The sequence below is a fragment of the Neisseria animaloris genome (assembly GCF_900637855.1).
Lineage (GTDB): Bacteria > Pseudomonadota > Gammaproteobacteria > Burkholderiales > Neisseriaceae > Neisseria > Neisseria animaloris.
This window is the reverse complement of the sequence record NZ_LR134440.1, coordinates 91853-113135: the sequence shown is the minus strand read 5'-3', so window position 1 is coordinate 113135 and position 21283 is coordinate 91853. Positions and strand designations below refer to the sequence as shown.

Sequence of the window (21283 nt, the reverse complement as noted above, 5' to 3'; positions counted from 1 at the left end):
GCCTTATTTGTGCTTCACAACCAATTGAAATACGCCGTCTTCGCGCACGGAAGATTCCAGCAATACATGCCCGGTTTGGCGGCAGAAAGCGGCGAAATCGTCGGGCGCGCCGTGGTCGGTAGCCAGCACGGTAAGCACTTCGTCAGCCTGCATTCGGGCCAATGCTTTTTTCGCCCGTAAGATCGGCAGCGGGCATTTCAACCCGATTACGTCTAAAGTTTGTGTGGTCATACAAATACCTGTTTTCGATTATTCCGTATTATATAGCGAAAAGCCTGCTCTTTTTCATTATCCTCTTTATAACAAAACGGTTTTTTCCATACCATAGCTAAACTTGATTATGATGCGGGCTGTAAAACCGATAGGTTGCACCTTGACCCCCTTACACCCTACAATGACAGACCGATTTGATACTACGGAGAAGCCTAATGCGCCGTTTTTTTCTGTTTATACCGCTGCTAGCCGCCATCCAGGCTTTCGCTGTGCCGCGCAGCGATAAAAACACTTTAACCAACACCCGTTATCAGGAAAGTGAGGCCGAGAGGGCGGCCAGGGAATTTAAAGAAGCAGACCTCCCACTGCCGGCTTTTCCCGATACCGGCAGTAGCGGCTGGTTTGATATTTACGTCGGCAACACTTACAGCAAAAAGCCGAAAATTCTGCTCGACAGCATTACCCCCGCACCTGACGGCACCGTACGCTATATATTGAATACCCAATCGAACCGGGGTTATGACAATCTGAGCAGCGAAGGTATATTCTGTGCCGGCACTTCGTTTTCTTTAAAAGAAAGCCAACGTTCGTCGTTCAAAGTATTCGGCTACGGCGATACTGTAAACAAACGCTGGATTACTCCGCGTAACGGCGAATGGAAGCCTATCGGTGCCATCCTGAATACCGCCGACCCGGTACGCGGCGTGCTTTACCGCGCTTTCTGCGAAGACGGCAAACCTGAAAGCGCAGAAGCATTGCGTGAACGGATTGTCCGTCGTGCAGGCAAACGTCCGCTTTCCGCAAGCAATCCTGACAAATAAAACCTGTTGCCGACAGGCCGTCTGAAATATTTTTCAGACGGCCTGAACCCTTTTGCGAAACAAACCGATTGACTTGTTGCCCGACATACTACAATACCCGACCGCTGACACATCACAATAAAATCCACTTAATTATTTGAATTTTATGGACTCCCATCTTATTCTTCTACTTGTTTTCGGCTTTCTTGCCGGCTTGATGGATGCTGCCGTCGGCGGCGGCGGATTATTGCAGATTCCCGCGTTGTTCAATACTCTGCCTGCTTCCGTACCGGTAACTTCGGTCATGGGTATCAATAAATTCGCCTCGTTCAGCGGCACATTCATGGCCTCCGTACAGTTCATCCGCAAAATCCCCGTGCCGTGGAAAATGCTGCTGCCTGCCGCTGTTTTAGCTTTTATCGCATCATACGGCGGAGCGAAACTGGTTGCTTATCTACCCGTACAATACCTCAAACCTGCCATGCTGGTGATTATGGCGGTGATGTTTGTTTACACGTTTTTCAAAAAAGACTTGGGCCAGGTCGTGCGCACCACCGCACTTACCCGCAAAGAAACCGCACTGGGCTTGCTCTTCGGCGTATTAATCGGTTTTTACGACGGCCTCTTCGGGCCGGGTACCGGCAGCCTGCTGGCTTTTGTGTTCGTGCGTTTTTTCGCTTACGATTTTCTTACCGCCACCGCATCGGCGAAAATCATCAATCTCACCACCAATCTGGCCGCCCTTTCCTTTTTTATTCCCAACAACCATATCGTCTGGGCATGGGCGTTACCGCTCGCGCTGGCCAATTTGAGCGGCGGCATAGTGGGTACGCATCTGGCCATACGCGGCGGCAGCAAATTCCTGCGCTATGCCTTCATGGCGTTACTGTGTGTACTGATCGGCAAGTTCGGCTGGGATTTGCTACATGCCGCATATTAAACAGAGGCCGTCTGAAAATATGTTCCAGACGGCCTCTGTCATTATTTATACGCCTTATCCTCCACCGTACATCAACGACGTTTGCGCCCTTCCGTATTCCACAAACGCCACAATACCAAACCCGCACCCAACATAAAACGGTGTTTCCAACGCAACGGAAGGAATGCGCTTTTCCACAATAAGTCGCTGGAAGGCAAGCCGTCGGCAAGAGAAACAAATTGGTTAAACTTTGAATCAATGTGCTTTTGCTGTGCACGTGCTTTACGCAATTTCAACTGCTCGGCAGTAATTTTCAGCCGGGCAAGGTTTGCTTTTAGTTCCAACAATTCACGTTCTTCAGACCTTCTGCTCATTGTTTTTTCCTTCCTTCGGTGCTGATCCGGCTTTTCCGCGCAAATAGGCGATATCTTGGCTTAAGTTATTCAGCGTGGTAGTAACTTGTGCATTTTTACTGTTCCATGTGTTGATAATCCACATCGTCAAACCGGCAATCACCAACAGACAACCGCCGGAAATACCGAAAAACACCCATATTTTGGCAGTATCACTCAATACATGATCCAAACCGAACAGCAAACTGATGATACTCAAAGAAAACAGAGCGCCGATAAACATAATAGCGGCCAATATCCGCAACAAACTGCCCGCCTGCTCGGTAAGGTCTAAGTGCAGAATCTGCATGCGCAACAACAACAGGTCTGCTCCCTGATTGAGCAAAATTTTAAAATGGCTGATATTTTGTTTTAAACTCATAGCGTTCCCTTTTAAGGCCGTCTGAAAAAATTGCTTTTATTCTTTTATTTTAAATAAAAGCAAGGCTGTCAGACGGTGTTTTGATAAAACAAGGCCGTCTGAATATTCAGACGGCCTTCTGCCATGAATCAGCGGCGGTTCAGCAAAATACCCACTACCAATCCGGCCAACGCAGCAAAACCCATTGCATAATAAGGTTTTTCCTGTACCAACTCATCGGCTTGCTTGGCAGTGTGTTTCACTTTTTCGGTTGCCTGTTCTTCAAAATCACGCAGTTTTGATTTGGCAACGTCCAGTTTGTCTTGCAATTTCACTTTCAATGCCTTGGCTTCTTCCGAACCGGCTTCCACTCCGCTGCTATATAACTCTTCTACATCGCTTAAAACGGAACGGATATCTTTCATCAACGCGTCTCTTTGTGCTTCAAATTCTTTTTTCATTAAGGTCTCCTATCATATGCGTCTGGAAATGGTTGGGAAAAGTCGGCGGCAAAAATATCTACCGCTAACGTTTTTACAGATTAGCCTATTACCACCATATTTCAAGTTGGCAACAAAATATTTACAAATCATTTCTTAATTTTAAAAAGGCCGCCTGAAAATCATTTTTCAGACGGCCTCCCGATTTAAACGGCTTTAACCGTTATCCGCACGTTTTGCAGATAACCCGCTTTCTTCCGCCGACTCAGCAGCATTTTCCTCAAAATGTTCCGATTGCGTATCGACAATAATCTCAGCCGAGGGGTTGCTGCCCTTCGGCTGCGTTTCATCCACCCTTATACACTCGTAAGCCCATCCGACCAATGCGGTTTGCGGCGGATGCAGCAGCAAGTCTTACCGCCAGCCATGGCCCTTGCCAATAGTGTGTGGGCTGACGCAGGAACACCGATCGACTATCGCAACCCGGCGTCTAGGCCGTCTGAATTCGGGTGGTTGTTCATAACTCAAAAAACGATATAAAAACACAAAGCCCCTTTTCTCAACAAAGGGGAAATTTTTCCGGAGACAATCAAAATTTTACCCCAGAGGTAAAACAAACTGCGATGGGCGAAACGCTCGTTCGGAAACATCAGGTTCAAAACCTGCCGTTTCTGACAAACTGTTTTAATAACGGGCATCTTTAGGCTTATCGCCTTTCGGCCAGTCGTTTACTTTACCGGCAAAATCCGGCCGCGGTTGATGGGTGAAGTATTCAGCGATGTCTACCGCATCCTGCTCGCTGAGCAAATTGCCTTCGCCCCACACACCGTGGGTTTGGACCCCCATCGGCATGGCGGCTTTGAGGAAGGCCGCCGCTTTGTAGGTACGTGCCATCCCCGCTCCGATATTGAAAGATTCTTCGCCCCATAACGGCGGGAACGCATAATAACCGCTGCTGTCGCGCTTGCCCTCACCGTTGCTGCCGTGGCAGGAAGCGCAATACTGCCCGTACAGCACCTTGCCGCGCTCGGGGTTGGGCACAAGGTCGGTATTGATCGGCACCGCGTTCACAATATCCACCCGCTGTCCTTTAGGAACGTCCTGCCCCAGCCATTTGATATAGGCAATCATGGCCTGCATCTCCTCGCTGTCTTTGGGCAGGGGTTTGCCGTTCATCGAACGCCGGAAGCAGCCGTTGATGCGGCCGGTCAAATCGATTTCTTTGCCGGGGCGCGGCATCACGCGCGGATAACGGTTGTAAGTATTGATATAAGGATTGCCGCCCGGCACCTTGCCTTGCGCGATATGGCAACTGCTGCAATTGAGGTGGCTGCCCACATGGTCGGGCAACAGGCGTTTGGTTTCGTTCATCAACCGCTGGCCGTAGCGGATTTGCTCCGCATTGGGTTGTTTGTCAATATCGCTGTCGGATGGCAACGTATATTCGCCCACAACCTTTTTCTGATCGCCCTTACCGGTTACGATCGGATAACGGATGGTCTGCTCTTCGGCGGTTTCCGGTTGGTCTTGGCATGCGGTTAATCCGAATAAAAACAGGCAGGCTGCTCCCAATAAAGAAAGTGTTTTATTCATGATGCTCTCCCGATGCTGCCTGCGGCACGATATTGGGTGTCTTATTTCTGATAAAACGGCGGATTTCGGCTACATCGGCCTTGCTGATTTCCGGCGCTTGGTTCTGCCAACCGTTGCGGACAAAGTTCGCTACGTCGGCAATATCCTGATCACTCAAATACCTGAACCCGGGCATGCTGAAAGCCATGAGATCATGCTTGCTCTGCGGCATACGCCCGCCTTCAAGGGTTATTTGGATGACCGATTGGGCATTATTCGCATACACGGCGCTGTTGTTATTCAATGCCGGGAAAACACGCGGCACGCCGTTGCCGTCGGCGCGGTGGCAGACGATACAGTGCTCGGCATAAAGCAAGGCACCACGGCTGCTGTATTTACCACTTCTCAACATGGCCGTAGTAACATCTTCGCGTTTCGGTAGCTCCACTTCTTTACCCGGTGCGGGCGACAAGGTTTTCAGATAGCCCGACAAGGCTTTGAGGTCTCCATCGGTCCAATATTGCGTACTGTGTTCCACCACATCGGCCATTGCACCGAATGCCGCACTGATGTCAGTGCGCCCGCTTGCAAAGAAATCCACTAATTCGTCTTCGGACCAAGAAGCCAACCCGCGCGCCTCGCCTCGCAAACTCTTGGCCCGCCAGCCGTCGATAACCGCGCCGCTCAAAAAATAACTGCCGTCGTCGCTGAGGGCTTTTTCCTGATAAGCAATACCGCGCGGTGTATGGCAGGCTCCGCAATGGCCGGGGCCTTCAACCAAGTATTTGCCTCGGTTGATATGTTCGTCGTAGCGGCTGTCGGCCTGAAACCGACGCTGCGGTGCAAATAAAGCCTGCCAATAAGCCAACGGCCAGCGCCAGTTTAAAACCGGCGGTAAGGTGCTGCGGGCATTCTGCTGGGAAACAGGTTTCACGCCGTGCATAAAATAGGCATACATTGCCTGTATATCGGCTTCAGGCATAATCACATATGAGGGATAAGGCATGGCCGGATACAGCGGCGTGCCGTCTGAACGTATGCCGTGCTGAACGGCATTTTTAAATTGCTGATAGCTGTATGAACCGATACCCGTTGCTTTATCGGGCGTGATATTGGTGCTGTAAACCGCACCCAGAGGCGTTTGCATGGCCAATCCGCCCGCATAGGGTTTGCCCTTGGGTACGGTATGGCAGGCAAAACAGTCGGAAAGCCGCGCAACATATTCGCCGCGCTTGATGAGGGTTTGATCCGCGCTTACGGCGGCTTGTGCCGGAACGGCACGGCTATGGGTAAGCCATTCGGCTCCTCCGTATGCCATGCCGAACAACACCGCCACCGCCAAAGCCGTTTTGGTGAAGGGTTTCATTAAGTGCTCCTTTTCGGCGTTCCTTTGTAGAGCCGCGGTTTCCTTTTGGAGCTATCCTAAAAAAAAGAAACTTGGCTGTGCCGTTATTGTTTTTTTAATGTGCGCGTTCTGCTTCATTTTTCTATTTATTATTATATTAACATATAATAATAATGCGATGTTAAACGACTTTCATATTATTAAATCTTTTTTTGTAATAACAATATCTTAATTTAAAATATTTTTTTCATTTTCCAAATCTTACCTCTTTTTAATTCCCTTAAATATTCAAATATTACCGACTATCATTCTTTACTAAACTTTAGGAAAAACAATGTCAGAAACCCATTCCCGCTGCGTCTATTCAATTAAATTTTTCGCAATGATGGCATTACCGGTAAAACGGTGGGATATGTTTTCAACTGTTGGTGCCATCCCTAACATAAGGATGAGAATCATGAAAAAAGTCATACCGATGTTCTTCGCAGCACTGTTGGCCGGGCAAGCATTGGCGGCCGATTTCCAACCGTTCCAGCAGGCAAAATTCGATGCTTTGCAAAAAGACGGTAAGCCGGTTTTGGTGCATATTCATGCCGACTGGTGTCCGGTATGCCGCCGCCAGGTCGAAGTGTTGAAACCGATGCTACAAGAACCCAAGTTTAAAAATTTAACTGTACTCAAAGTGGATTTTGACTCCCAAAAAAAACAGGTTCAGGCATTTAAAGCCAATCACCAAAGCACGCTGATCCTGTTTAATGACGGTAAAGAAGTACGCCGCAGCACCGGCGAAACTGATCCGCAACGCCTGCGTCAGTTTATAACTCTGCCGCACTAAGGAGCAAAGATGGACATCAGCATTACCGTATTGGCTTTGAGCCTGCTGGCAGGCATACTTACCACCCTGTCTCCTTGCGTGCTGCCGATTTTGCCGATTGTGGCTACTTCAGCTATGGCCAAGCAAAAAATCGGTTTGTTTGCATTGGCTTTCGGCATGGCCGTTTCATTTACTCTGGTCGGCACAGTAGTGGCTTCGGTGGGCTTGGCATTGGGTTTGGACAGCCAATATTTGCGCTACGGAGCGGCGGTGTTGATGTTGCTGGTGGCAATCTGGTTGCTCAATACACGCTTGCAAGGCTGGCTGGGGCGTTATACGTCGGCACTTAGCGGCCGTGGTGAAGCGTGGTTGAGCAATTTCAATCCCGAATCTGGGCTTGGACAACTGGGCGTAGGTTTGCTGCTCGGCATGGTTTGGGCACCCTGTATCGGTCCGACCTTGGGTGCGGCCATCGCTCTGGCTAGCCAAGGCGAGGCTCTGGCTAGTGTAGCGGTAGTGATGATGGTGTTCAGCTTAGGTGCAGTGGTTCCTTTGATTATTATCGGCTTGCTGTCGCGCCAAGTATTCCGCCAAAAACGTGAAAAATTGGCAGCCATCAGCAATACCGGTAGGAAAGTAATGGGGTGGAGTTTATTGGCGGTCGGTTTGCTGGTTCTTTCCGGTTTTGATAAACAATTGGAAATCTTGCTGGTTCAGCTTAGCCCCGAATGGCTGACAAACTTAACCACCCGTTTTTAAACTTTAATTGTATATATTGTTAATGAAAGGCCGTCTGAAAGCATACTTTCGGGCGGCCTGAAACCTTTTACATTCCTTTTACATCATACTACATCGAAAACCACGATAATAACGCTCAATAAACCGAATCGGCTGCAACACCGTTTCACAACCCGCACATACGAACACCATGATTCGCGTTTAATCGCCAATATTTTTAAAACATATCGGAAAACTTATGAAACACTTACCCAAACTGATTTTAGGCGGCATTATCGCTGCCGCTGCGCTCTCCGCCCACGCCGAAACCCGCGCCGTGATCGATACCAATATGGGGAAAATCGAGCTTTCTTTAGATGAAAAAAAAGCTCCGAAAACTGTAGCTAATTTCGTCAGCTATGCCCAAAAAGGCTTTTACAACGGCACGATTTTCCACCGTGTTATCGACGGCTTCATGATTCAAGGCGGCGGTTTTACACCGGATCTGACCCAAAAGGCTACTGACAAAGCCATCAGCAACGAAGCCGACAACGGTTTAAAAAACACCGTCGGCACAATTGCCATGGCTCGCACTGCCAATCCGAATTCTGCCACCAGCCAATTTTTCATTAATGTGGCCGACAACGATTTCCTGAACTTCAAAAGCAAAACCATCCAAGGTTACGGTTATGCTGTATTCGGCAAAGTAACCGGAGGCATGGATGTGGTGAATCAAATTGCCAAAGTAAAAACCACCGATCAGGCTTACTACCAAAATGTTCCGGTTAGTCCGATCGTGATCAATAAAGTAACCATTGTTAAGTAACGATGCTTAAGAGGCCGTCTGAAAAGTTTTCAGACGGCCTCTTAACTTAATATATCTGTTTACCGGATTCTATTTGCTGCTGTGCAGCACCCTTACCGCTTCTTCAAATTCGCCTGCCAGAATCAACGGCAGGTTTTTTAACGACTTCGCCACTGCTTCGTCTATCAACGCACGGTCGTCCGCACTCGGCTTGTTCAACACATACGACACCACCAGATTGCGGTCGCCCGGATGGTCGATACCCAAACGCAAGCGGTAGAAATTCGGTGTACCGAGCCGAGCCTGAATGTCTTTCAGACCGTTGTGCCCGCCGTTTCCGCCGCCGAGTTTGAAACGGATGCGCCCGCACGGGATATCCAGTTCGTCATGCACCACTAAAATTTCTTCGGGCTTGATTTTGTAAAACTGGGCAAGCGCAGCCACGGCTTGACCGGAACGGTTCATGAAGGTATTCGGTTTCAACAGCCACACCTCGCCTTCGGGTCGGGCAACACGGGCGACTTCACCGTAGAATTTCTTTTCTTCCTTGAAATGGGCTTTCCATTCCCAAGCCAGTTCGTCTAAAAACCAAAAGCCTGCATTATGGCGGGTGTGAACGTATTCATTTCCGGGATTGCCGAGGCCGGCGATGAGTTTGATTTGCGGCATGATGTATTCTTAAAATGTATTCTATCGGTTAAAGCCGTCTGAAAACGGTTTTTCAGACGGCATGTTTACGCTTTTTCGTTTTTCGGCTGCACCCGCAGGCGGCGGGCTTCTTTCGGGTCTATCAGCAGCGGGCGGTATACTTCGACACGGTCTTTATCTCGCAATACGGTATCGTCTTTAACCGCTTTGCCGAAAATGCCCAACGGTGCTTTTTCAACATGGGCATCGGGAAATTCGGCAGCAATACGGCTTTGCAGCACCGCCTGCCGCGCCGTGGTACCCTCTTCCACCTGCATGGTTTCGAGCAGTTGTTTCTCCGACGTACCGTATGCAATTTCTATTTCAACCATAGCGGCGGTCGGCCTCTTTGATAAATGCATCCACCAAAGTGCCCGAAAGATGGCTGAATACGGGTGAAATCAGTGCGGAAAGCAGACTGCTGGAAAAATCGTATTGCAGCCTGAATTCGATTTTGCAGCAATCGTCGCCCAACGGAATGAATGTCCAAGCACCTTGCAGGCTTTTAAACGGGCCTTCAAGCAAATCCATACGGATTTCGCGCCCGGGCACGTTGTGGTTATGCGTGGCGAAAGACTGCTGCACTTTCATGTAGTCCATAAAAAGACGGGCTTTCAATTCGTTGCCGTTGCGCTCGATGATTTCGGTTTTGCTGTACCACGGCAGGAACTTGGGATAGTCCTCGACTTTATCGACCAACTCGAACATCTGCTCGGCGCTGTGCAGCACCAATACGTTTTTCTCTACGGTTTTCATGATTTTTGGGGCAGGCGGAAAAGCCAGCATTATAAACGAAACGCCTGCGGCTTGCAGGCGGGTTTGCCGTGCCGCCTGCATTTTCAGACGGCATAGGATTCCGGTTTTCCTTTATATCGAAATGAAACAGGCCGTCTGAAAACTGTTTTTCAGACGGCCTGCCGGCATTCCTGCTCCGACCCGTTAACGGTGCGGCCTGCGCTGGCCTTTCATCTGTTGTTGCGCCATTTGGTTCATTTGCTGGCGGGTCGGGCGTTTTTTCATCATCTCATGGGCTTCTTCCACCGAACAGTTTTGCGACATGCAGATGATGGTAATCACGTCTTTCTGGGCTTGGCCGCCGCTGTGATACATACGGCGCAGGTTGGCTTCGTTGACGCGGCCTTTTTCGGGGTCGATATCGAATTTTTTCAGGCGTTCGAGAAACTGGCGCTGTTGGCGGCGCGAGGACCAAATCAATCCGCCGATGACTCCCGACGTGATGCTGATGGCCAACAAGATGGCAACCGGCCATGAGTCGGTAAACAACACGAGTATCAGGCTTAACACAGCGGTAGCCAGCAATGCAAGTCCGCCTAAGCGGAGTTTGGTTTTATTATCCATATGTTTGTGTTTCCTTGAAAAACTTGATTTTTCAGGCCGTCTGAAAGCAGGCTTTGTGAGCTTTGCCAAAACCTGCTTTAAGCAGGTTTCATTAAAACGGGCTTGCCGGTTTCGCTAAAAGTTTTCAGACGGCCTGTTGTATAGATAGGTGCACATTATATCTGTTACAAGGCCAAACCCGTAACCAAATGTTTAAATTCCGCCCACGCATTGCCGTCTTCCGCGCCCTTAATGATGCGGTCGATGCGGGCGCAATCCTGCAAGGCGGCAAGCAAACGGCTGATGCTGATGCGCTTTACCGCTATCGGTGCGAGGGTTTGTTTGTCGCCCCACAAACGCAGGCTGTTGCGCACGGCCTGTATGCTCTGGCCTTGCTTCAGCGCGGCGGTCAGGCGGATGAGAGTGCGGATGTCTTCTGCCACCGCCCAAAGCAGCAACACCGGCTCTTCGCCTTCGGCTTCCAACCCTTCGAGCAGACGGGCAACGCGGGGGCCGTCGCCGCTCATCCACGCACCTGCAAGTTGAAACACATCAAAACGGGCGACATTGGCGACGGCGGCTTCGGCATCCGCCATATTCACGAGGTGGCCGGCAGGATGCAGCAGCGCGAGCTTGTCGATTTCCTGCTTGGCGGCCAAGAGATTGCCCTCCACGCGCTCGGCAAACAAAGCCAGCGCATCGGGTTCGATATTGAGGTTTAAGGCGTTCAGACGGCCTCTTATCCATTGCGGCAAGGCTGCGCCGCTAACGGCTTTGGCTTCCAACACCACGCCGTGCGCCGCCAACGCACCGAACCATTTGGCCTGCGTTTGGGCGCGTTCGAGTTTGGGGAGCATTACAATGATCACGGTGTCTTCCGGCAGATTTTCCGCCAGCGATTGCAACGCATCGCCGCCGTTTTTGCCGGGTTTGCCGTTGGGGATATGGATTTCCAGCAGCTTCAGGTCGGCAAACAAGCCCATGCTGCCTGCGGACTGCAATAATTCGTTCCAATCGAACGCATTATCGGCGGTATAGACTTCGCGGTTGAGATAGCCCTGTTTTTTGGCGGCTGCGCGTAAAGTGTCCAGTGCTTCCACGCGCAGTAAATCTTCTTCGCCGTGAATCACATACAGCGGTTTCAACGGCAAATCGGGCGACAGCTGTTCGATACTGATCACCTGCATCAGTCAGCCTTCAAAAAGGTTAGGCGGCGCACGATTTGGTCGGCGGCATCGGCGCGCATTTCCGCCCAAACGGTGGCTTCTTCTTCCTGCTTGCCCAGTACTTCGCTGTCGGCGTAATCCATTTTACGCTGCACCAGCACCACCATCGGCTCCCCCCACGGTTGACCGTTTTTGGCGGCTTGGGCTTCTACGCGCAGAATCAACAGAAATTCGTTGATGTCCGCCGCACGCGTGATGGTGTAAATGTCGCGGCGGGTTTCGATATTGGTTACGGTAACCGATACCGGAGCTTGGGTTGCGGGCTTGCCGTCGGCGCGGCGCAGGGCATTTTCCAGAGGTTGCTGCATTTGACCGCCCGCAACATGCCATTCCTGATACGGCAGCGAACCGGATATGCCACCCATGCCTTTAAGATGAAAACCGCAGGCAGCAAGGAGTAGCGCAGCGGCGGGCAGTAGGATTTTGTTCATATACGGCTTTCGTCTGAGAATAAACAGGCTTGGATTATAGCCCAGCGGCAACGGATTTGTCAGGCCGTCTGAAAGCCTGTTCAGACGGCCTGACATTTTTATCGGCACCACAAAAAGTGTAGAAATGCAGCAGGGTAAAAAATATCGTAAAAACAGCAACCTTCCCTACCCTGTTTTACCCGCCGACCCAACCGCCGCCCAAGGCCTTATATAAACCGATCAGCATCCGCGCGCGTGCCAGTTGCGATTGAATCAGGTTTTCCCGCACCGCTTCTTCGTTCAGGCGTGCGGTGAGAGCGTTATCGAGCGTTTTCTGGCCGTATTGAAACAGTTTTTCGGCATCGCCCGCCTGTTTTGCCGCCTGTTTATGTGCGGTAATCAGCAAAGCGTTTTGGCGGGTGAGCGCGTTGTGTGCCTGATATGCACTGTCGACTTCGTCGAGGGCTTTGAGAATGTTTTGGTCGTATTGCAATAAGGCCGTCTGAAGCCGTGCATCGGCAGCAGCGATATTGGCTTTGATGCGCCCGTTGGTAAAAATCGGCACTTGGATGCCTGCTTTGATTAAGCTGCCCCAGCCTTTTAAACCGCTGTCGCTGTCGATGCTGATGGTGCCTCTGCCCAAAAACTCGATGGAAAACCGCGGCAGCAAATCGGCTTTGGCGCTGGCGAGCTTAGCGGCATAAGCGTTCACTTGCGCGGCATGGGCGCGGATGTCGGGGCGGCGTTCGAGCAACCCTTGCGGGGTTTGTCCGCTCGGGGCGGTGGGTTGCGTGATTAAGATGTTGACGCTGCTTTCAGGCAGGGCAAATGTTTGCGGGGTTTGGCCGGTAAGCACGGCGATACTGCGCACATGGGCGGCGTATTCCGATTCGATGGTGCTTTGTTTGGCGCGTAAAGCAGTGAGTCGGGTGGCGACTTCGTCCACTTCATAAGCGGTAGCGTGGCCTGCTTTGAAACGGCCTTGCACATATTTCGCCAGCCGCTCCATGGTGGCGATACTGCGGTTGACTGATTTCAAACGCGCTTGGGCGGCACAGGCTTGCAGGTAATGTTCGGCTATTTCGCCGCCGATCAGCACTTGCGTACCGTACACTTCTTCCTGCCTGCCGAGCGCGGCATAAGCGGCGGCATCGGCATCGCTGCGTTTCTGCCCGAAAATATCCGGCTCCCACGACGCGGAAAAACCGCCCGTTAGGCTGTTGCCTTTCAAGGTGAAACGCTCGCCCGCCAAATCGGCAGCCTGCGGAATCCTGCCCAGCACGGAGCGGGTTTCGTTGCTTAACGGATTGCCGATGCGGGCGTTGAGACGCGATACTTCCGCGCCCGCGCCGACCGTCGAGCCTTTATCGGCATCGGCCAAGCGCTCAATGGCGCGCGCTTCGTTCAAACGGCTGCGGGCAATGCGGATATCGTGGTTTTGCTGCAAGCCTTGTTCGATTAAGCGGCTGAGTACGGGGTCGTTCCAATGCTGCCACCAACGGCCGATTTCCGCGCTGCCGCGCGCCGCTTCCGCTTGGCTGAAGGCTTGCGGAATGTCGATTTTGCTGTCGAGCGGCACGACGGTGCTTTTGCAGGCGGCGAGCATCAAAGCCGCTGCCATACCGATGTAAAAATGTTTCAGGCTGGTATTCATAAAGGCTTTCTTTAAAGGTTTCGGCAGGCATGCTATATCGAGGCCGTCTGAAAATCCGGCTGCCTGCGTGTTTCCATCCAATCTTCGTTGAAAGAATATTTCAATCAATCGTTTAGTGATATTGATATAAAACAAATATCATCAGCTTACCGCTTCTTCATAGAAACTAAATAACAGTTTTTGCCGTCTTTTTGAGCAGACGGCTGCATTTTGCATGTTGCCGCTTTCGTGCTGTTTTACGTCTAACCTACTCAAGGAAAGGAAGAAAACATGGCCCGCACACTCTGCTCTTCTGAGGTCAACCGTAAAGTGATTCTGTGGACTACCCTCATCGGCGGTTTTTTCAGCTCGTTGGTGAAATGGGGTTCCGAAGTAAATATGCCGCCGCGTATGCCGGGAGAAATTTCTCCGCCGGGTGCCAATATCGACGCATGGCTGGGTTGGCTCGGCTTCAACCAGCATTCTCTTGATTATATGTATCAAGGCAACAGCGTGTTGGGGGCGGTAACGCTTTACCACTGGCTGTTTAGTTTTGTGTTTGCTTTTGTGTATGTGTGGGTTTCGGCTTATTGGCCGAAAATCCGCCTGTGGTATGGCGCGTTTTACGGCATCATCATTACCGTTGTCATGCACTGGCTGCTGATTCCCATGTTCGGTTTCCGTAATCCCGCCTATGCCGACGGCGCAACGGGTTGGGCGTGGAACCTCAATGCGGCGGAACACATCAGCGAAATTCTCGGCCATGTGTATTGGTCGGTGTCTATCGAAGTGTGCATGATTGCCGTGCTTGCTTATTATGCACGCCCGATTAAAGGCGATTGGGTTGAACGCTGATTCACCTGTTTCAAATGATCAGGCAGATATTCCAATCTGCCTGATTTTTTGTTTGAGATGATTTTTATCAGTTATGTTCAGACGGCATCTTAGCCCACAGCTTGCGCAAAAAAGATTTTATGGTTGTCGGGGTCGGTAATGCCGCAAGTCAGCACCACTTCCCAATCGTTAATGTCTCCGGCTTCAATACCGGCACCGAGCAACGCTTTGCGGCAGGCGGCGATATCGTCCACGCCGATAATCACTTCTGCCGCAGCAGTAGCGCCGGAGTCTGTTAGCTGCAGCCACGCGTTATCGGCAATACGCCATTCCGCCATATTTTCCATCGACACCTCATCCGGCTCGCCCAACCATGTTTGATACCACGCCAATGAGGTTTGAAAGTCAGATGCATTGATTACGGAAACCAAACTGCTGGTTTTGAAAAGTTTCATGCTTTGTTCCTGTGTTGTAGAAGATTGCAATTGTTTTTCAGACAGGCATTGCGCCTTCCAATTCCAACAGCGCCTTTTTCCGTGCAAGGCCGCCGCCGTAGCCGGTTAAATCGCCGTTGCTGCCAATCACGCGGTGGCACGGTATCAGGATGGAAATCTTGTTCTGTCCGTTGGCCGCGGCTACGGCACGCACGGCCTGCGGTTTGCCGATGCGTTCCGCCTGTTGTTTGTAGCTGCGGGTTTCTCCGTAAGGAATGCTTTGCAGTTTGCGCCAAACTTGCTGCTGAAACGGCGTACCGACCGGATCAAGCGGCGTGGCGAAGTTTTTCAGACGGCCTTCAAAATACAGATTCAACTCTTGCTGTAAAGTTTGGCTGTGCGCCGTGTCGCGCCACACAAAATCCGCTTGAAATGCTTTTTGCACCGCCAAAAGTTCGCTCTCCAGCATTTTGCGCTCGGGAAACTCCAGCAGGCACAAGCCTTGTGTGCTGAATACGGCCAGCATCTGCCCCAACGGCGTGGCAGATACAGAGACCATCAGCTCGTTGCCGTGTTTGTTGTTGCGTTGTGCCAGCAAGTGCATGATGCGTTTCAGGCGGATGTACTGACCGAGCGACATGCCGACGTACCGTTCGAAATCTTTTTTCAGAGCCGCCAGTTCGTCCGGCGATTCAAACGGGTGGTCGCGGTAGGATTTGGACGGATTTCCCCGTGCAGCCAACCATGCAGCATAAACCTGCCATCGTGCGGGAAGCTGTGTTTGCGGATCGGGCAAATGGCGGATATCCATTATGTTTCCTTTCTCTAAGATGGCCGTCTGAAAACCTTAGCCCTGTTGCTCCAGCATTTTTCTAAACCGCATCAACGCAAATACCAAAAACAGCAAGCCGGTTAAAGCCATTGCCAACAGTTGCGGCCACACGATGCTGAAGCCGGCATCGCGGAACAGCACGCTCTGTGCAAACCGGATAAACTGCGTGCTCGGCCAATATTCGCTAATCCATTGTGCCGCCTCGGGCATATTGTTGCGCGGCGAGGCCACGCCGGAAAACAGCAGCAGCACCATATACAGCGGAATCATCAACAGGCCGAACTGTGCCATACTCGGCGCAATCGTAGCGAGCATCACCGCCAGCGCAGCAATGGAAAACAGATACACGGCCACACCGAAGCCATAGAGCATAATAGAACCGTGAATAGGCACGCCGAGTATGCCTTTTACCACCACCCACATCGCCAATATCGACACCAGCAAAATCATCGCGCTGTTGGCCAATACTTTGGCCAGCATGATTTCGGCGGCGTTCACCGGCATCACCAGCAAATGCTCGATGGTGCCGTGTTCGCGCTCGCGAATGACTGCCGCGCCCACCAGAATCAGTGCCAGCACCAACACCATATTGCCCAACTCCATCGGCGGCCCGTAATAGCTGCCTTCGGCATTGGCGTTGAAATGCGAACGGATTACCGGCTTCACGGGCAGCCATTTTTCCGCCGGCTGCTGCCGCGCAAACTCTGCCGTTTCGCGCTCCAGAATGCGGGTCAGATAAGCCGCGCCCAAACCTGCCTGCGACATGGCGGTGGCATCTACTTGCAGCAACAATTCAGGGCTGCGCCCCATCAGCACATCGCGCTCGAAGTTCGGCGGAATCTCCAATGCAAAAATATACTCGCCCTTGTCCATGGCCTGATTTACCACCTCCGCTTCCACTTCCTGAGGCGGCTGGAAGAACGGCTCGCGCACGGCATCACGCAGGCGGTAGGAAAGCGCCGAACGGTCGCCGTCCACCACCGCCACGGCAGCGTTTTTCACGCCCGGGTCGATTTGGGCGGCGGAAAAAATCGTAACCGTAAACATAAACACAATCAGCACCATCAGCACCAAGTCGGAAAACAGGCTGCGGAGTTCTTTTTGCGCTAAGTAGAAAATGTTTTTAATGCTGCGCATGGGAGTGCCTTTGAGGTTTCATACAGGCATTACTTTTCCTGCTTCTTCAAAATCCAGCAGGCCGAGGTGAAATACACCACGTAAAACGCCAGCAGCACCAGCATTTCACGGCTCAGGTCGTGCCAGCCCAAGCCTTTGGTGAAGCTGCCGATGCTGATGTTGAGATACCACGACGCGGGCATCAGCTTGCCCATCCAGTACGCCCCGCCTTCCATCGACGAGAGCGGATGCAGAAAGCCGGAATAGTTGAAGGTCGGGATCATAATCACAATCGCGGTGAGGCTGATGGCCGCCACTTGCGAGCGCACGATAGTGGAAGCCAGCAAGCCCAGCGCGGTGGACACGAACAGCAGAATCAACGTGCCCGCCGTCAGCACCAGCAGCGAACCTTTCACCGGCACGCCGAAGCCGAACACCATCATCGCCGTGAGCACCACATAATTCACCATGCCCACCGCAATATACGGCAGCTGCTTGCCGAGCAGAAACTGCGGCACGGTGGCGGGCGAGGTGTAGAAATTGGAAATCGAACCGATTTCGCGTTCGCGCACCACCCCGACCACCGACATCATCGCCGGAATCAGCATCAGCACCAGCATCAACACGCCCGGCGCGATGGCGAAAATGCTTTCAAAATCCTGATTATACATAAACCGCTGCTCGATTTTGGCCGCGGGCGGCGGCAGCGTCAGCCCCGTTTCGCGCGCCAAATCCTGCCCGTACAGCGCAAAAATGCCGCCGATATAGCCTTGGATGTTGCTGGCGTTGAACGGCATCGCACCGTCGACATAAAACGCCGCCTCCGGCCGCCTGCCCGCCAGCATATCGCGCCCGAAGCCTTCGGGAATCTCAATCACCAAGCGCGTTTGCGCCGACTGCAAGGCAGTGTCGATATCGCTTGGCGACGAGAGCGGCGGCTGTTGCTGAAAATAGCGCGAACCGGAAAAATATTCGGTAAGGCGGCGGCTTTCGGTGGTTTGGTCGCGGTCGAGCACGGTAAACGTAAGGTCTTTCACGTCGAACGACACGCTCCACGACAAAGCCACCATCAAAATCACCGGCCCCGCCAAAGCGAAAAACAGCCGCACCTTGTCGCGCAGCAATTCTTTGGTTTCACGCAAAGCAAACGTGCGCACGCTTGCCAGCCAGTATTTCAAGGTGTCGGTCGGCGGTGTGTTTTCAGACGGCCTGTTGCCTGCTTGCGCATCTGAATCCTGATTTTCCTGCACGCTCCTTGCTGCAGCTTGAACCACGCTTTCGGTTTCAGGTAGCTTGTCTGAAACATCGGCGGCTTGTTCCCTTTCTGTAATCTTGCCGGTTTCCGAATACGATTCGGCTGGGGTGGAAGAAATTGGGGCTTCCGGTGAGACAACCGTTTGCTCCTCCTCCGCTTGCGAGGAAGCAAGGCCACTGTCGGAGCGGACATTTTCAGACGGCCTTATCCCTGCCCGCACATCCAAATCCTGATCCGCCCAAACAATCCTCGCCGCCAGTTGGGCCACGCTTGCGGTTTCAGACGGCCTCTCCGAATCGTCGGCAGTTTGTTGCGGCGGCACGGCGGCATTATTTGTTTGCGCGTTTGCTTGCACAGAAACCGCCGTTTCAGACGGCCTTTCAGACAGGCCTTCCCGCGCTTCGTCATCCAACAGATAGCGCACAAACGCCTCTTCCAGATTCGGTGCGGCTTGCCGTGCGGTCAGCTCCGCCGGCGTACCCACCGCCAGCACGCGGCCTTTGTGCATGAAGGAAATGCGGTCGCAGCGTTCGGCCTCGTTCATAAAGTGGGTGGAAACGAAAATGGTAATTTTGTCTTCGCGCGAGAGTTTGAGCAGATAACGCCAGAACATATCGCGGGCAGCGGGGTCAACGCCGGAGGTCGGCTCGTCGAGAATCAGCACTTCGGGTTTGTGCAGACAGGCCGCAGCCAGTTGCAAACGCTGGCGGATGCCCAGCGGCAAGGCGGCGGGTTTCATGTCGGCCGCTTCCGCCAGCTCGAACTGTATCAACGCATCGGCCACCGCCTGTTTGCCCGCCGCACCCATTTGGTACAGCCGCGCATGCAGCATCAAGTTGTCGCGCACGCTCAATTCTTCATACAGCGAGAACGCCTGCGACATATAGCCGACGCGCATCCGCGTTCGGATATTGCCCGCCTCGACCGGCTGGCCCAGCAATTCGGCCTTGCCTTCGCTGGCTTCCAGCAGGCCGGTGAGCATTTTCATGGTGGTGGATTTGCCGCAGCCGTTGGAGCCGAGAAAGCCGAAGATTTCGCCTTTCTGAATCGTAAAACTCACATGATCCACCGCGGTAAAGCTGCCGAACCGTTTGGTTAAACCGTGTGCCTCGATTGCAGGCGGAGATGCGGGGTCGGGCGCAAACGGCATCATCTCCAACCCGCCCGAACCCTGCTGCTTTTCAGACGGCAGCATCTGCACATAAGCGGCTTCCAGCGTAGCGGCCCCGCTGTCTCGCATCACCTCGCGGGTAGGTTTGTTGACCAGCAGTTTGCCGTCGTCCATCGCCAGCAGATGGCCGAAGCGTTCCGCCTCTTCGATGTAGGCGGTGGCCACGATTACCGTCATGCCCGCACTTTCGGCCTGCAATTCGTCCACCAAAGCCCAAAACTGGCGGCGCGACAGCGGATCGACACCGGTGGTCGGCTCGTCGAGAATCAGCAGATCGGGCGAATGCACCAGTGCGCAGCATAAACTCAGCTTCTGCTTCATCCCGCCCGAGAGCTTGCCCGCCGCGCGATCGGGGAACGGTGCCAAACCGGTGGCTTCCAGCAGCCGGCTGATGCGCGCTTGGCGTTCGGCGGCATTCAACCCGAACAGCCGCGCATGGAAGTCGACGTTTTCATACACGCTCAAAGTGGGATACAGATTGCGCCCCAAACCCTGCGGCATAAAGGCAATACGGTGCGACAACGCCTGCCGCGCCGCTTTGGCGGCCATGTCGTACCCGAACACCTCCACCGTGCCGCTCTGAATGATTTTAACGCCGGCAATCAGCGACAACAGCGTCGATTTGCCCACTCCGTCGGGACCGATTAAGCCCACAGTTACCCCGCGCGGGATGGTCAGCGACACATCGTCCAGCGCCGTTACGGTTTTGCCGTAGCGGTGGGAAACGGAGCGGAGGGAGACGGCGGGGTTGTTTATCATGGGTTACTCTGTTTTCAGACAGGTATTGTGGGTTTCAGACGGCCTCGGAGGTTAGGTCGGACTCAGGAATCCGACCTACACCCATCAAACAAATTAGCCATTTCTTCTATGGTACAGGTCAAATCCTGTCCGCTTTGTGCGGCAACAATCAATCCTTCCCCAATCATAAACAACATATCGGCTTTTTTGTCCGACTCAGGCACGCCGCAGTTTTGCAAACGTTGACGCAGAATCTGCCTGACTTCGGACTTATGTTGGCTTGATTTTTGATGCGGCATGCTCGCCTTATCGGAATACTCGGCACATGCGTTGATAAACATGCAGCCGTGAAAATCGGCAGATTGTGTCCAATTGATAATGAAATCGAGATAAGCATAAGCCGTTTGCTGCTCCGTATAACACGCTAGTGCGTCGATCATATTTTGGATAAATTGCTCGTGCCGGTATTGCAAAACTGCTTCAATCAGACCTTCTTTGCTGCCGAAATGCGCATAAAGTGTCCGTTTGGTCGTATTGGCCTGCGCTGCCAACAACTCTACACCGCAGGCATGAAAGCCTCGACGATAAAACGTTTGATAAGCAGTTTCTAAGATTTTCTGACGGATATCCATGTGAACCCTTGTTCCAATATACTGAACGGTATATTATTGGTATACCAATCGGTGTATTTAGATTTTAATTGATACGGAGAATCATATGGTCGATAAACCACGCTTTCAAGCAACAGAAAACTGCCCGCCCCGCTTGCCTTGGAAAACCATTGGGTTTGCTTGGCTTGGTGCCGTCTTGGCCACAGCAGCCTTCGCGGGTTTGGGAAACACTCTGGTGTTGCCTTTGGTGTTAGGTTCTTTCGGAGCAAGTTGTTTATTGGTATTTGCCTACCCGCAAAGCCCGTTTGCACAGCCTCGAAATGTAATAGGCGGGCATTTTGTCGCCACCTTGACGGGTTTGATACTTATGGGCATTTTCGGTTCCGGCTGGTGGAGTATGGCGCTTGCGGTCGGAACAGCTATTGCCTTGATGCTTATTTTACGCGTTCCGCATCCTCCTGCCGGTTCAAATCCATTGATTGTTATGTTGGGTGGGGTAGGCTGGGATTTTTTATTGACACCTACATTGTTAGGTTCCCTGATTTTGGTAGCGGTTGCTTTGTTCTATAACAATTGGGGTGAAGGTAGACGCTATCCGACTTATTGGTTTTAGTTTTCAC

26 protein-coding genes are annotated in these 21283 nt (G+C 52.3%); 7 read left to right on the top strand and 19 right to left on the bottom strand.

The window, feature by feature from the left end:
• Window positions 1-3: 3 nt before the first annotated feature.
• Complete coding sequence (locus EL216_RS00535) at window positions 4-231, bottom strand: sulfurtransferase TusA family protein (RefSeq protein ID WP_085390905.1); 228 nt, start codon at window positions 229-231, stop codon at window positions 4-6.
• A gap of 197 nt (window positions 232-428) precedes the next feature.
• Here EL216_RS00535 and EL216_RS00530 point away from each other — a divergent pair, with 197 nt between their 5' ends.
• Together EL216_RS00530 and EL216_RS00525 are read left to right on the top strand one after the other, a co-directional pair.
• The gene (locus tag EL216_RS00530) at window positions 429-1034 is read left to right on the top strand and encodes a CNP1-like family protein (RefSeq protein WP_085390904.1); all 606 of its coding nucleotides are present in this window, start codon (window positions 429-431) and stop codon (window positions 1032-1034) included.
• A gap of 145 nt (window positions 1035-1179) precedes the next feature.
• Window positions 1180-1953, top strand: coding sequence for a sulfite exporter TauE/SafE family protein (locus EL216_RS00525; RefSeq protein ID WP_085390926.1), 774 nt, complete (start codon window positions 1180-1182; stop codon window positions 1951-1953).
• 71 nt (window positions 1954-2024) lie between these two features.
• Here the strand turns inward: EL216_RS00525 and EL216_RS00520 are convergent, their stop codons facing one another.
• The 6 genes from EL216_RS00520 to EL216_RS00495 all read right to left on the bottom strand — a co-directional run bounded on the left by EL216_RS00520 (window position 2025) and on the right by EL216_RS00495 (window position 6063).
• On the bottom strand, window positions 2025-2306 hold the full coding sequence (locus EL216_RS00520; RefSeq protein ID WP_085390903.1) for a hypothetical protein: 282 nt from the start codon (window positions 2304-2306) through the stop codon (window positions 2025-2027).
• Complete coding sequence (locus EL216_RS00515) at window positions 2290-2706, bottom strand: phage holin family protein (RefSeq protein WP_085390902.1); 417 nt, start codon at window positions 2704-2706, stop codon at window positions 2290-2292. Before EL216_RS00515 ends, EL216_RS00520 begins: the two co-directional genes overlap by 17 nt.
• Window positions 2707-2834: 128 nt before the next feature.
• Window positions 2835-3146: a DUF883 family protein gene (locus EL216_RS00510; RefSeq protein ID WP_085390901.1), complete on the bottom strand. Its 312-nt coding sequence runs from the start codon at window positions 3144-3146 to the stop codon at window positions 2835-2837.
• Between the two features lie 195 nt (window positions 3147-3341).
• Window positions 3342-3536 (bottom strand): hypothetical protein, encoded by a 195-nt coding sequence (locus tag EL216_RS00505; RefSeq protein ID WP_085390900.1) that lies wholly within the window; start codon window positions 3534-3536, stop codon window positions 3342-3344.
• A gap of 273 nt (window positions 3537-3809) precedes the next feature.
• Window positions 3810-4718 carry a c-type cytochrome gene (locus EL216_RS00500; RefSeq protein ID WP_085390899.1) on the bottom strand — a complete coding sequence of 303 codons (909 nt, stop codon included), beginning with the start codon at window positions 4716-4718 and terminating at the stop codon, window positions 3810-3812.
• Window positions 4711-6063 (bottom strand): cytochrome c, encoded by a 1353-nt coding sequence (locus EL216_RS00495; RefSeq protein ID WP_085390898.1) that lies wholly within the window; start codon window positions 6061-6063, stop codon window positions 4711-4713. The genes EL216_RS00500 and EL216_RS00495 overlap by 8 nt, the downstream gene beginning before the upstream one ends.
• A gap of 313 nt (window positions 6064-6376) precedes the next feature.
• Between EL216_RS00495 and EL216_RS00490 the strand changes: the two genes are divergently transcribed.
• The 3 genes from EL216_RS00490 (at window position 6377) to EL216_RS00480 (ending at window position 8399) form a co-directional block, all read left to right on the top strand.
• Window positions 6377-6877, top strand: a complete 501-nt coding sequence (locus EL216_RS00490; protein ID WP_232005251.1) for a thioredoxin family protein — start codon at window positions 6377-6379, stop codon at window positions 6875-6877.
• A 9-nt stretch (window positions 6878-6886) separates the two neighbouring features.
• Window positions 6887-7615: a cytochrome c biogenesis CcdA family protein gene (locus EL216_RS00485; protein ID WP_085390897.1), complete on the top strand. Its 729-nt coding sequence runs from the start codon at window positions 6887-6889 to the stop codon at window positions 7613-7615.
• Window positions 7616-7832: 217 nt separating this feature from the next.
• The gene (locus EL216_RS00480) at window positions 7833-8399 is read left to right on the top strand and encodes a peptidylprolyl isomerase (RefSeq protein ID WP_085390896.1); all 567 of its coding nucleotides are present in this window, start codon (window positions 7833-7835) and stop codon (window positions 8397-8399) included.
• Between the two features lie 69 nt (window positions 8400-8468).
• Here the strand turns inward: EL216_RS00480 and pth are convergent, their stop codons facing one another.
• From pth to EL216_RS00445, 7 genes are all read right to left on the bottom strand, one after another.
• Window positions 8469-9047 carry an aminoacyl-tRNA hydrolase gene (gene pth / locus EL216_RS00475; RefSeq protein ID WP_085390895.1) on the bottom strand — a complete coding sequence of 193 codons (579 nt, stop codon included), beginning with the start codon at window positions 9045-9047 and terminating at the stop codon, window positions 8469-8471.
• Window positions 9048-9112: 65 nt separating this feature from the next.
• Entirely contained in the window at window positions 9113-9397 is a 285-nt protein-coding gene (locus tag EL216_RS00470; protein ID WP_085390894.1) for an RnfH family protein, read from the bottom strand.
• Window positions 9390-9821, bottom strand: coding sequence for a type II toxin-antitoxin system RatA family toxin (locus EL216_RS00465; protein ID WP_085390924.1), 432 nt, complete (start codon window positions 9819-9821; stop codon window positions 9390-9392). Before EL216_RS00465 ends, EL216_RS00470 begins: the two co-directional genes overlap by 8 nt.
• A gap of 183 nt (window positions 9822-10004) precedes the next feature.
• Window positions 10005-10424: a LapA family protein gene (locus EL216_RS00460; RefSeq protein WP_085390893.1), complete on the bottom strand. Its 420-nt coding sequence runs from the start codon at window positions 10422-10424 to the stop codon at window positions 10005-10007.
• A 164-nt stretch (window positions 10425-10588) separates the two neighbouring features.
• Complete coding sequence (holA, locus tag EL216_RS00455) at window positions 10589-11590, bottom strand: DNA polymerase III subunit delta (protein ID WP_085390892.1); 1002 nt, start codon at window positions 11588-11590, stop codon at window positions 10589-10591.
• Window positions 11590-12060, bottom strand: coding sequence for an LPS-assembly lipoprotein LptE (locus EL216_RS00450; RefSeq protein WP_085390891.1), 471 nt, complete (start codon window positions 12058-12060; stop codon window positions 11590-11592). Before EL216_RS00450 ends, holA begins: the two co-directional genes overlap by 1 nt.
• Before the next feature lie 175 nt (window positions 12061-12235).
• Window positions 12236-13693, bottom strand: a complete 1458-nt coding sequence (locus tag EL216_RS00445; RefSeq protein WP_085390890.1) for an efflux transporter outer membrane subunit — start codon at window positions 13691-13693, stop codon at window positions 12236-12238.
• Between the two features lie 270 nt (window positions 13694-13963).
• Between EL216_RS00445 and EL216_RS00440 the strand changes: the two genes are divergently transcribed.
• Window positions 13964-14527: a YagU family protein gene (locus EL216_RS00440; RefSeq protein WP_085355448.1), complete on the top strand. Its 564-nt coding sequence runs from the start codon at window positions 13964-13966 to the stop codon at window positions 14525-14527.
• Between the two features lie 89 nt (window positions 14528-14616).
• Here the strand turns inward: EL216_RS00440 and EL216_RS00435 are convergent, their stop codons facing one another.
• The 5 genes from EL216_RS00435 to EL216_RS00415 form a co-directional block, all read right to left on the bottom strand.
• Window positions 14617-14961, bottom strand: coding sequence for a VOC family protein (locus tag EL216_RS00435; RefSeq protein ID WP_085390889.1), 345 nt, complete (start codon window positions 14959-14961; stop codon window positions 14617-14619).
• A gap of 37 nt (window positions 14962-14998) precedes the next feature.
• Window positions 14999-15751 (bottom strand): methylated-DNA--[protein]-cysteine S-methyltransferase, encoded by a 753-nt coding sequence (locus EL216_RS11385; RefSeq protein WP_085390888.1) that lies wholly within the window; start codon window positions 15749-15751, stop codon window positions 14999-15001.
• Window positions 15752-15787: 36 nt separating this feature from the next.
• On the bottom strand, window positions 15788-16909 hold the full coding sequence (locus EL216_RS00425; protein ID WP_085390887.1) for an ABC-2 transporter permease: 1122 nt from the start codon (window positions 16907-16909) through the stop codon (window positions 15788-15790).
• Between the two features lie 29 nt (window positions 16910-16938).
• The gene (locus tag EL216_RS00420; protein WP_085390886.1) at window positions 16939-20073 is read right to left on the bottom strand and encodes an ATP-binding cassette domain-containing protein; all 3135 of its coding nucleotides are present in this window, start codon (window positions 20071-20073) and stop codon (window positions 16939-16941) included.
• A gap of 62 nt (window positions 20074-20135) precedes the next feature.
• Window positions 20136-20684 carry a TetR/AcrR family transcriptional regulator gene (locus EL216_RS00415; RefSeq protein WP_085390885.1) on the bottom strand — a complete coding sequence of 183 codons (549 nt, stop codon included), beginning with the start codon at window positions 20682-20684 and terminating at the stop codon, window positions 20136-20138.
• Between the two features lie 85 nt (window positions 20685-20769).
• Here EL216_RS00415 and EL216_RS00410 point away from each other — a divergent pair, with 85 nt between their 5' ends.
• On the top strand, window positions 20770-21276 hold the full coding sequence (locus EL216_RS00410) for an HPP family protein (RefSeq protein WP_085390884.1): 507 nt from the start codon (window positions 20770-20772) through the stop codon (window positions 21274-21276).
• Window positions 21277-21283: the final 7 nt, after the last annotated feature.

What these genes read in the sequence shown, in the direction of transcription:
- EL216_RS00515 (WP_085390902.1), bottom strand. Translation starts at nt 2,706, where the DNA reads ATGAGTTTAAAACAAAATATCAGCCATTTTAAAATTTTGCTCAATCAG.
- EL216_RS00480 (WP_085390896.1), top strand. Translation starts at nt 7,833, where the DNA reads ATGAAACACTTACCCAAACTGATTTTAGGCGGCATTATCGCTGCCGCT.
- EL216_RS00500 (WP_085390899.1), bottom strand. Translation starts at nt 4,718, where the DNA reads ATGAATAAAACACTTTCTTTATTGGGAGCAGCCTGCCTGTTTTTATTC.
- holA (WP_085390892.1), bottom strand. Translation starts at nt 11,590, where the DNA reads ATGCAGGTGATCAGTATCGAACAGCTGTCGCCCGATTTGCCGTTGAAA.
- EL216_RS00460 (WP_085390893.1), bottom strand. Translation starts at nt 10,424, where the DNA reads ATGGATAATAAAACCAAACTCCGCTTAGGCGGACTTGCATTGCTGGCT.
- EL216_RS00465 (WP_085390924.1), bottom strand. Translation starts at nt 9,821, where the DNA reads ATGAAAACCGTAGAGAAAAACGTATTGGTGCTGCACAGCGCCGAGCAG.
- EL216_RS00415 (WP_085390885.1), bottom strand. Translation starts at nt 20,684, where the DNA reads ATGGATATCCGTCAGAAAATCTTAGAAACTGCTTATCAAACGTTTTAT.
- EL216_RS00520 (WP_085390903.1), bottom strand. Translation starts at nt 2,306, where the DNA reads ATGAGCAGAAGGTCTGAAGAACGTGAATTGTTGGAACTAAAAGCAAAC.
- EL216_RS00490 (WP_232005251.1), top strand. Translation starts at nt 6,377, where the DNA reads ATGTCAGAAACCCATTCCCGCTGCGTCTATTCAATTAAATTTTTCGCA.
- EL216_RS11385 (WP_085390888.1), bottom strand. Translation starts at nt 15,751, where the DNA reads ATGGATATCCGCCATTTGCCCGATCCGCAAACACAGCTTCCCGCACGA.
- EL216_RS00470 (WP_085390894.1), bottom strand. Translation starts at nt 9,397, where the DNA reads ATGGTTGAAATAGAAATTGCATACGGTACGTCGGAGAAACAACTGCTC.
- EL216_RS00420 (WP_085390886.1), bottom strand. Translation starts at nt 20,073, where the DNA reads ATGATAAACAACCCCGCCGTCTCCCTCCGCTCCGTTTCCCACCGCTAC.
- EL216_RS00495 (WP_085390898.1), bottom strand. Translation starts at nt 6,063, where the DNA reads ATGAAACCCTTCACCAAAACGGCTTTGGCGGTGGCGGTGTTGTTCGGC.
- EL216_RS00510 (WP_085390901.1), bottom strand. Translation starts at nt 3,146, where the DNA reads ATGAAAAAAGAATTTGAAGCACAAAGAGACGCGTTGATGAAAGATATC.
- EL216_RS00440 (WP_085355448.1), top strand. Translation starts at nt 13,964, where the DNA reads ATGGCCCGCACACTCTGCTCTTCTGAGGTCAACCGTAAAGTGATTCTG.
- EL216_RS00525 (WP_085390926.1), top strand. Translation starts at nt 1,180, where the DNA reads ATGGACTCCCATCTTATTCTTCTACTTGTTTTCGGCTTTCTTGCCGGC.
- EL216_RS00450 (WP_085390891.1), bottom strand. Translation starts at nt 12,060, where the DNA reads ATGAACAAAATCCTACTGCCCGCCGCTGCGCTACTCCTTGCTGCCTGC.
- EL216_RS00410 (WP_085390884.1), top strand. Translation starts at nt 20,770, where the DNA reads ATGGTCGATAAACCACGCTTTCAAGCAACAGAAAACTGCCCGCCCCGC.
- EL216_RS00445 (WP_085390890.1), bottom strand. Translation starts at nt 13,693, where the DNA reads ATGAATACCAGCCTGAAACATTTTTACATCGGTATGGCAGCGGCTTTG.
- pth (WP_085390895.1), bottom strand. Translation starts at nt 9,047, where the DNA reads ATGCCGCAAATCAAACTCATCGCCGGCCTCGGCAATCCCGGAAATGAA.
- EL216_RS00535 (WP_085390905.1), bottom strand. Translation starts at nt 231, where the DNA reads ATGACCACACAAACTTTAGACGTAATCGGGTTGAAATGCCCGCTGCCG.
- EL216_RS00530 (WP_085390904.1), top strand. Translation starts at nt 429, where the DNA reads ATGCGCCGTTTTTTTCTGTTTATACCGCTGCTAGCCGCCATCCAGGCT.
- EL216_RS00435 (WP_085390889.1), bottom strand. Translation starts at nt 14,961, where the DNA reads ATGAAACTTTTCAAAACCAGCAGTTTGGTTTCCGTAATCAATGCATCT.
- EL216_RS00485 (WP_085390897.1), top strand. Translation starts at nt 6,887, where the DNA reads ATGGACATCAGCATTACCGTATTGGCTTTGAGCCTGCTGGCAGGCATA.
- EL216_RS00425 (WP_085390887.1), bottom strand. Translation starts at nt 16,909, where the DNA reads ATGCGCAGCATTAAAAACATTTTCTACTTAGCGCAAAAAGAACTCCGC.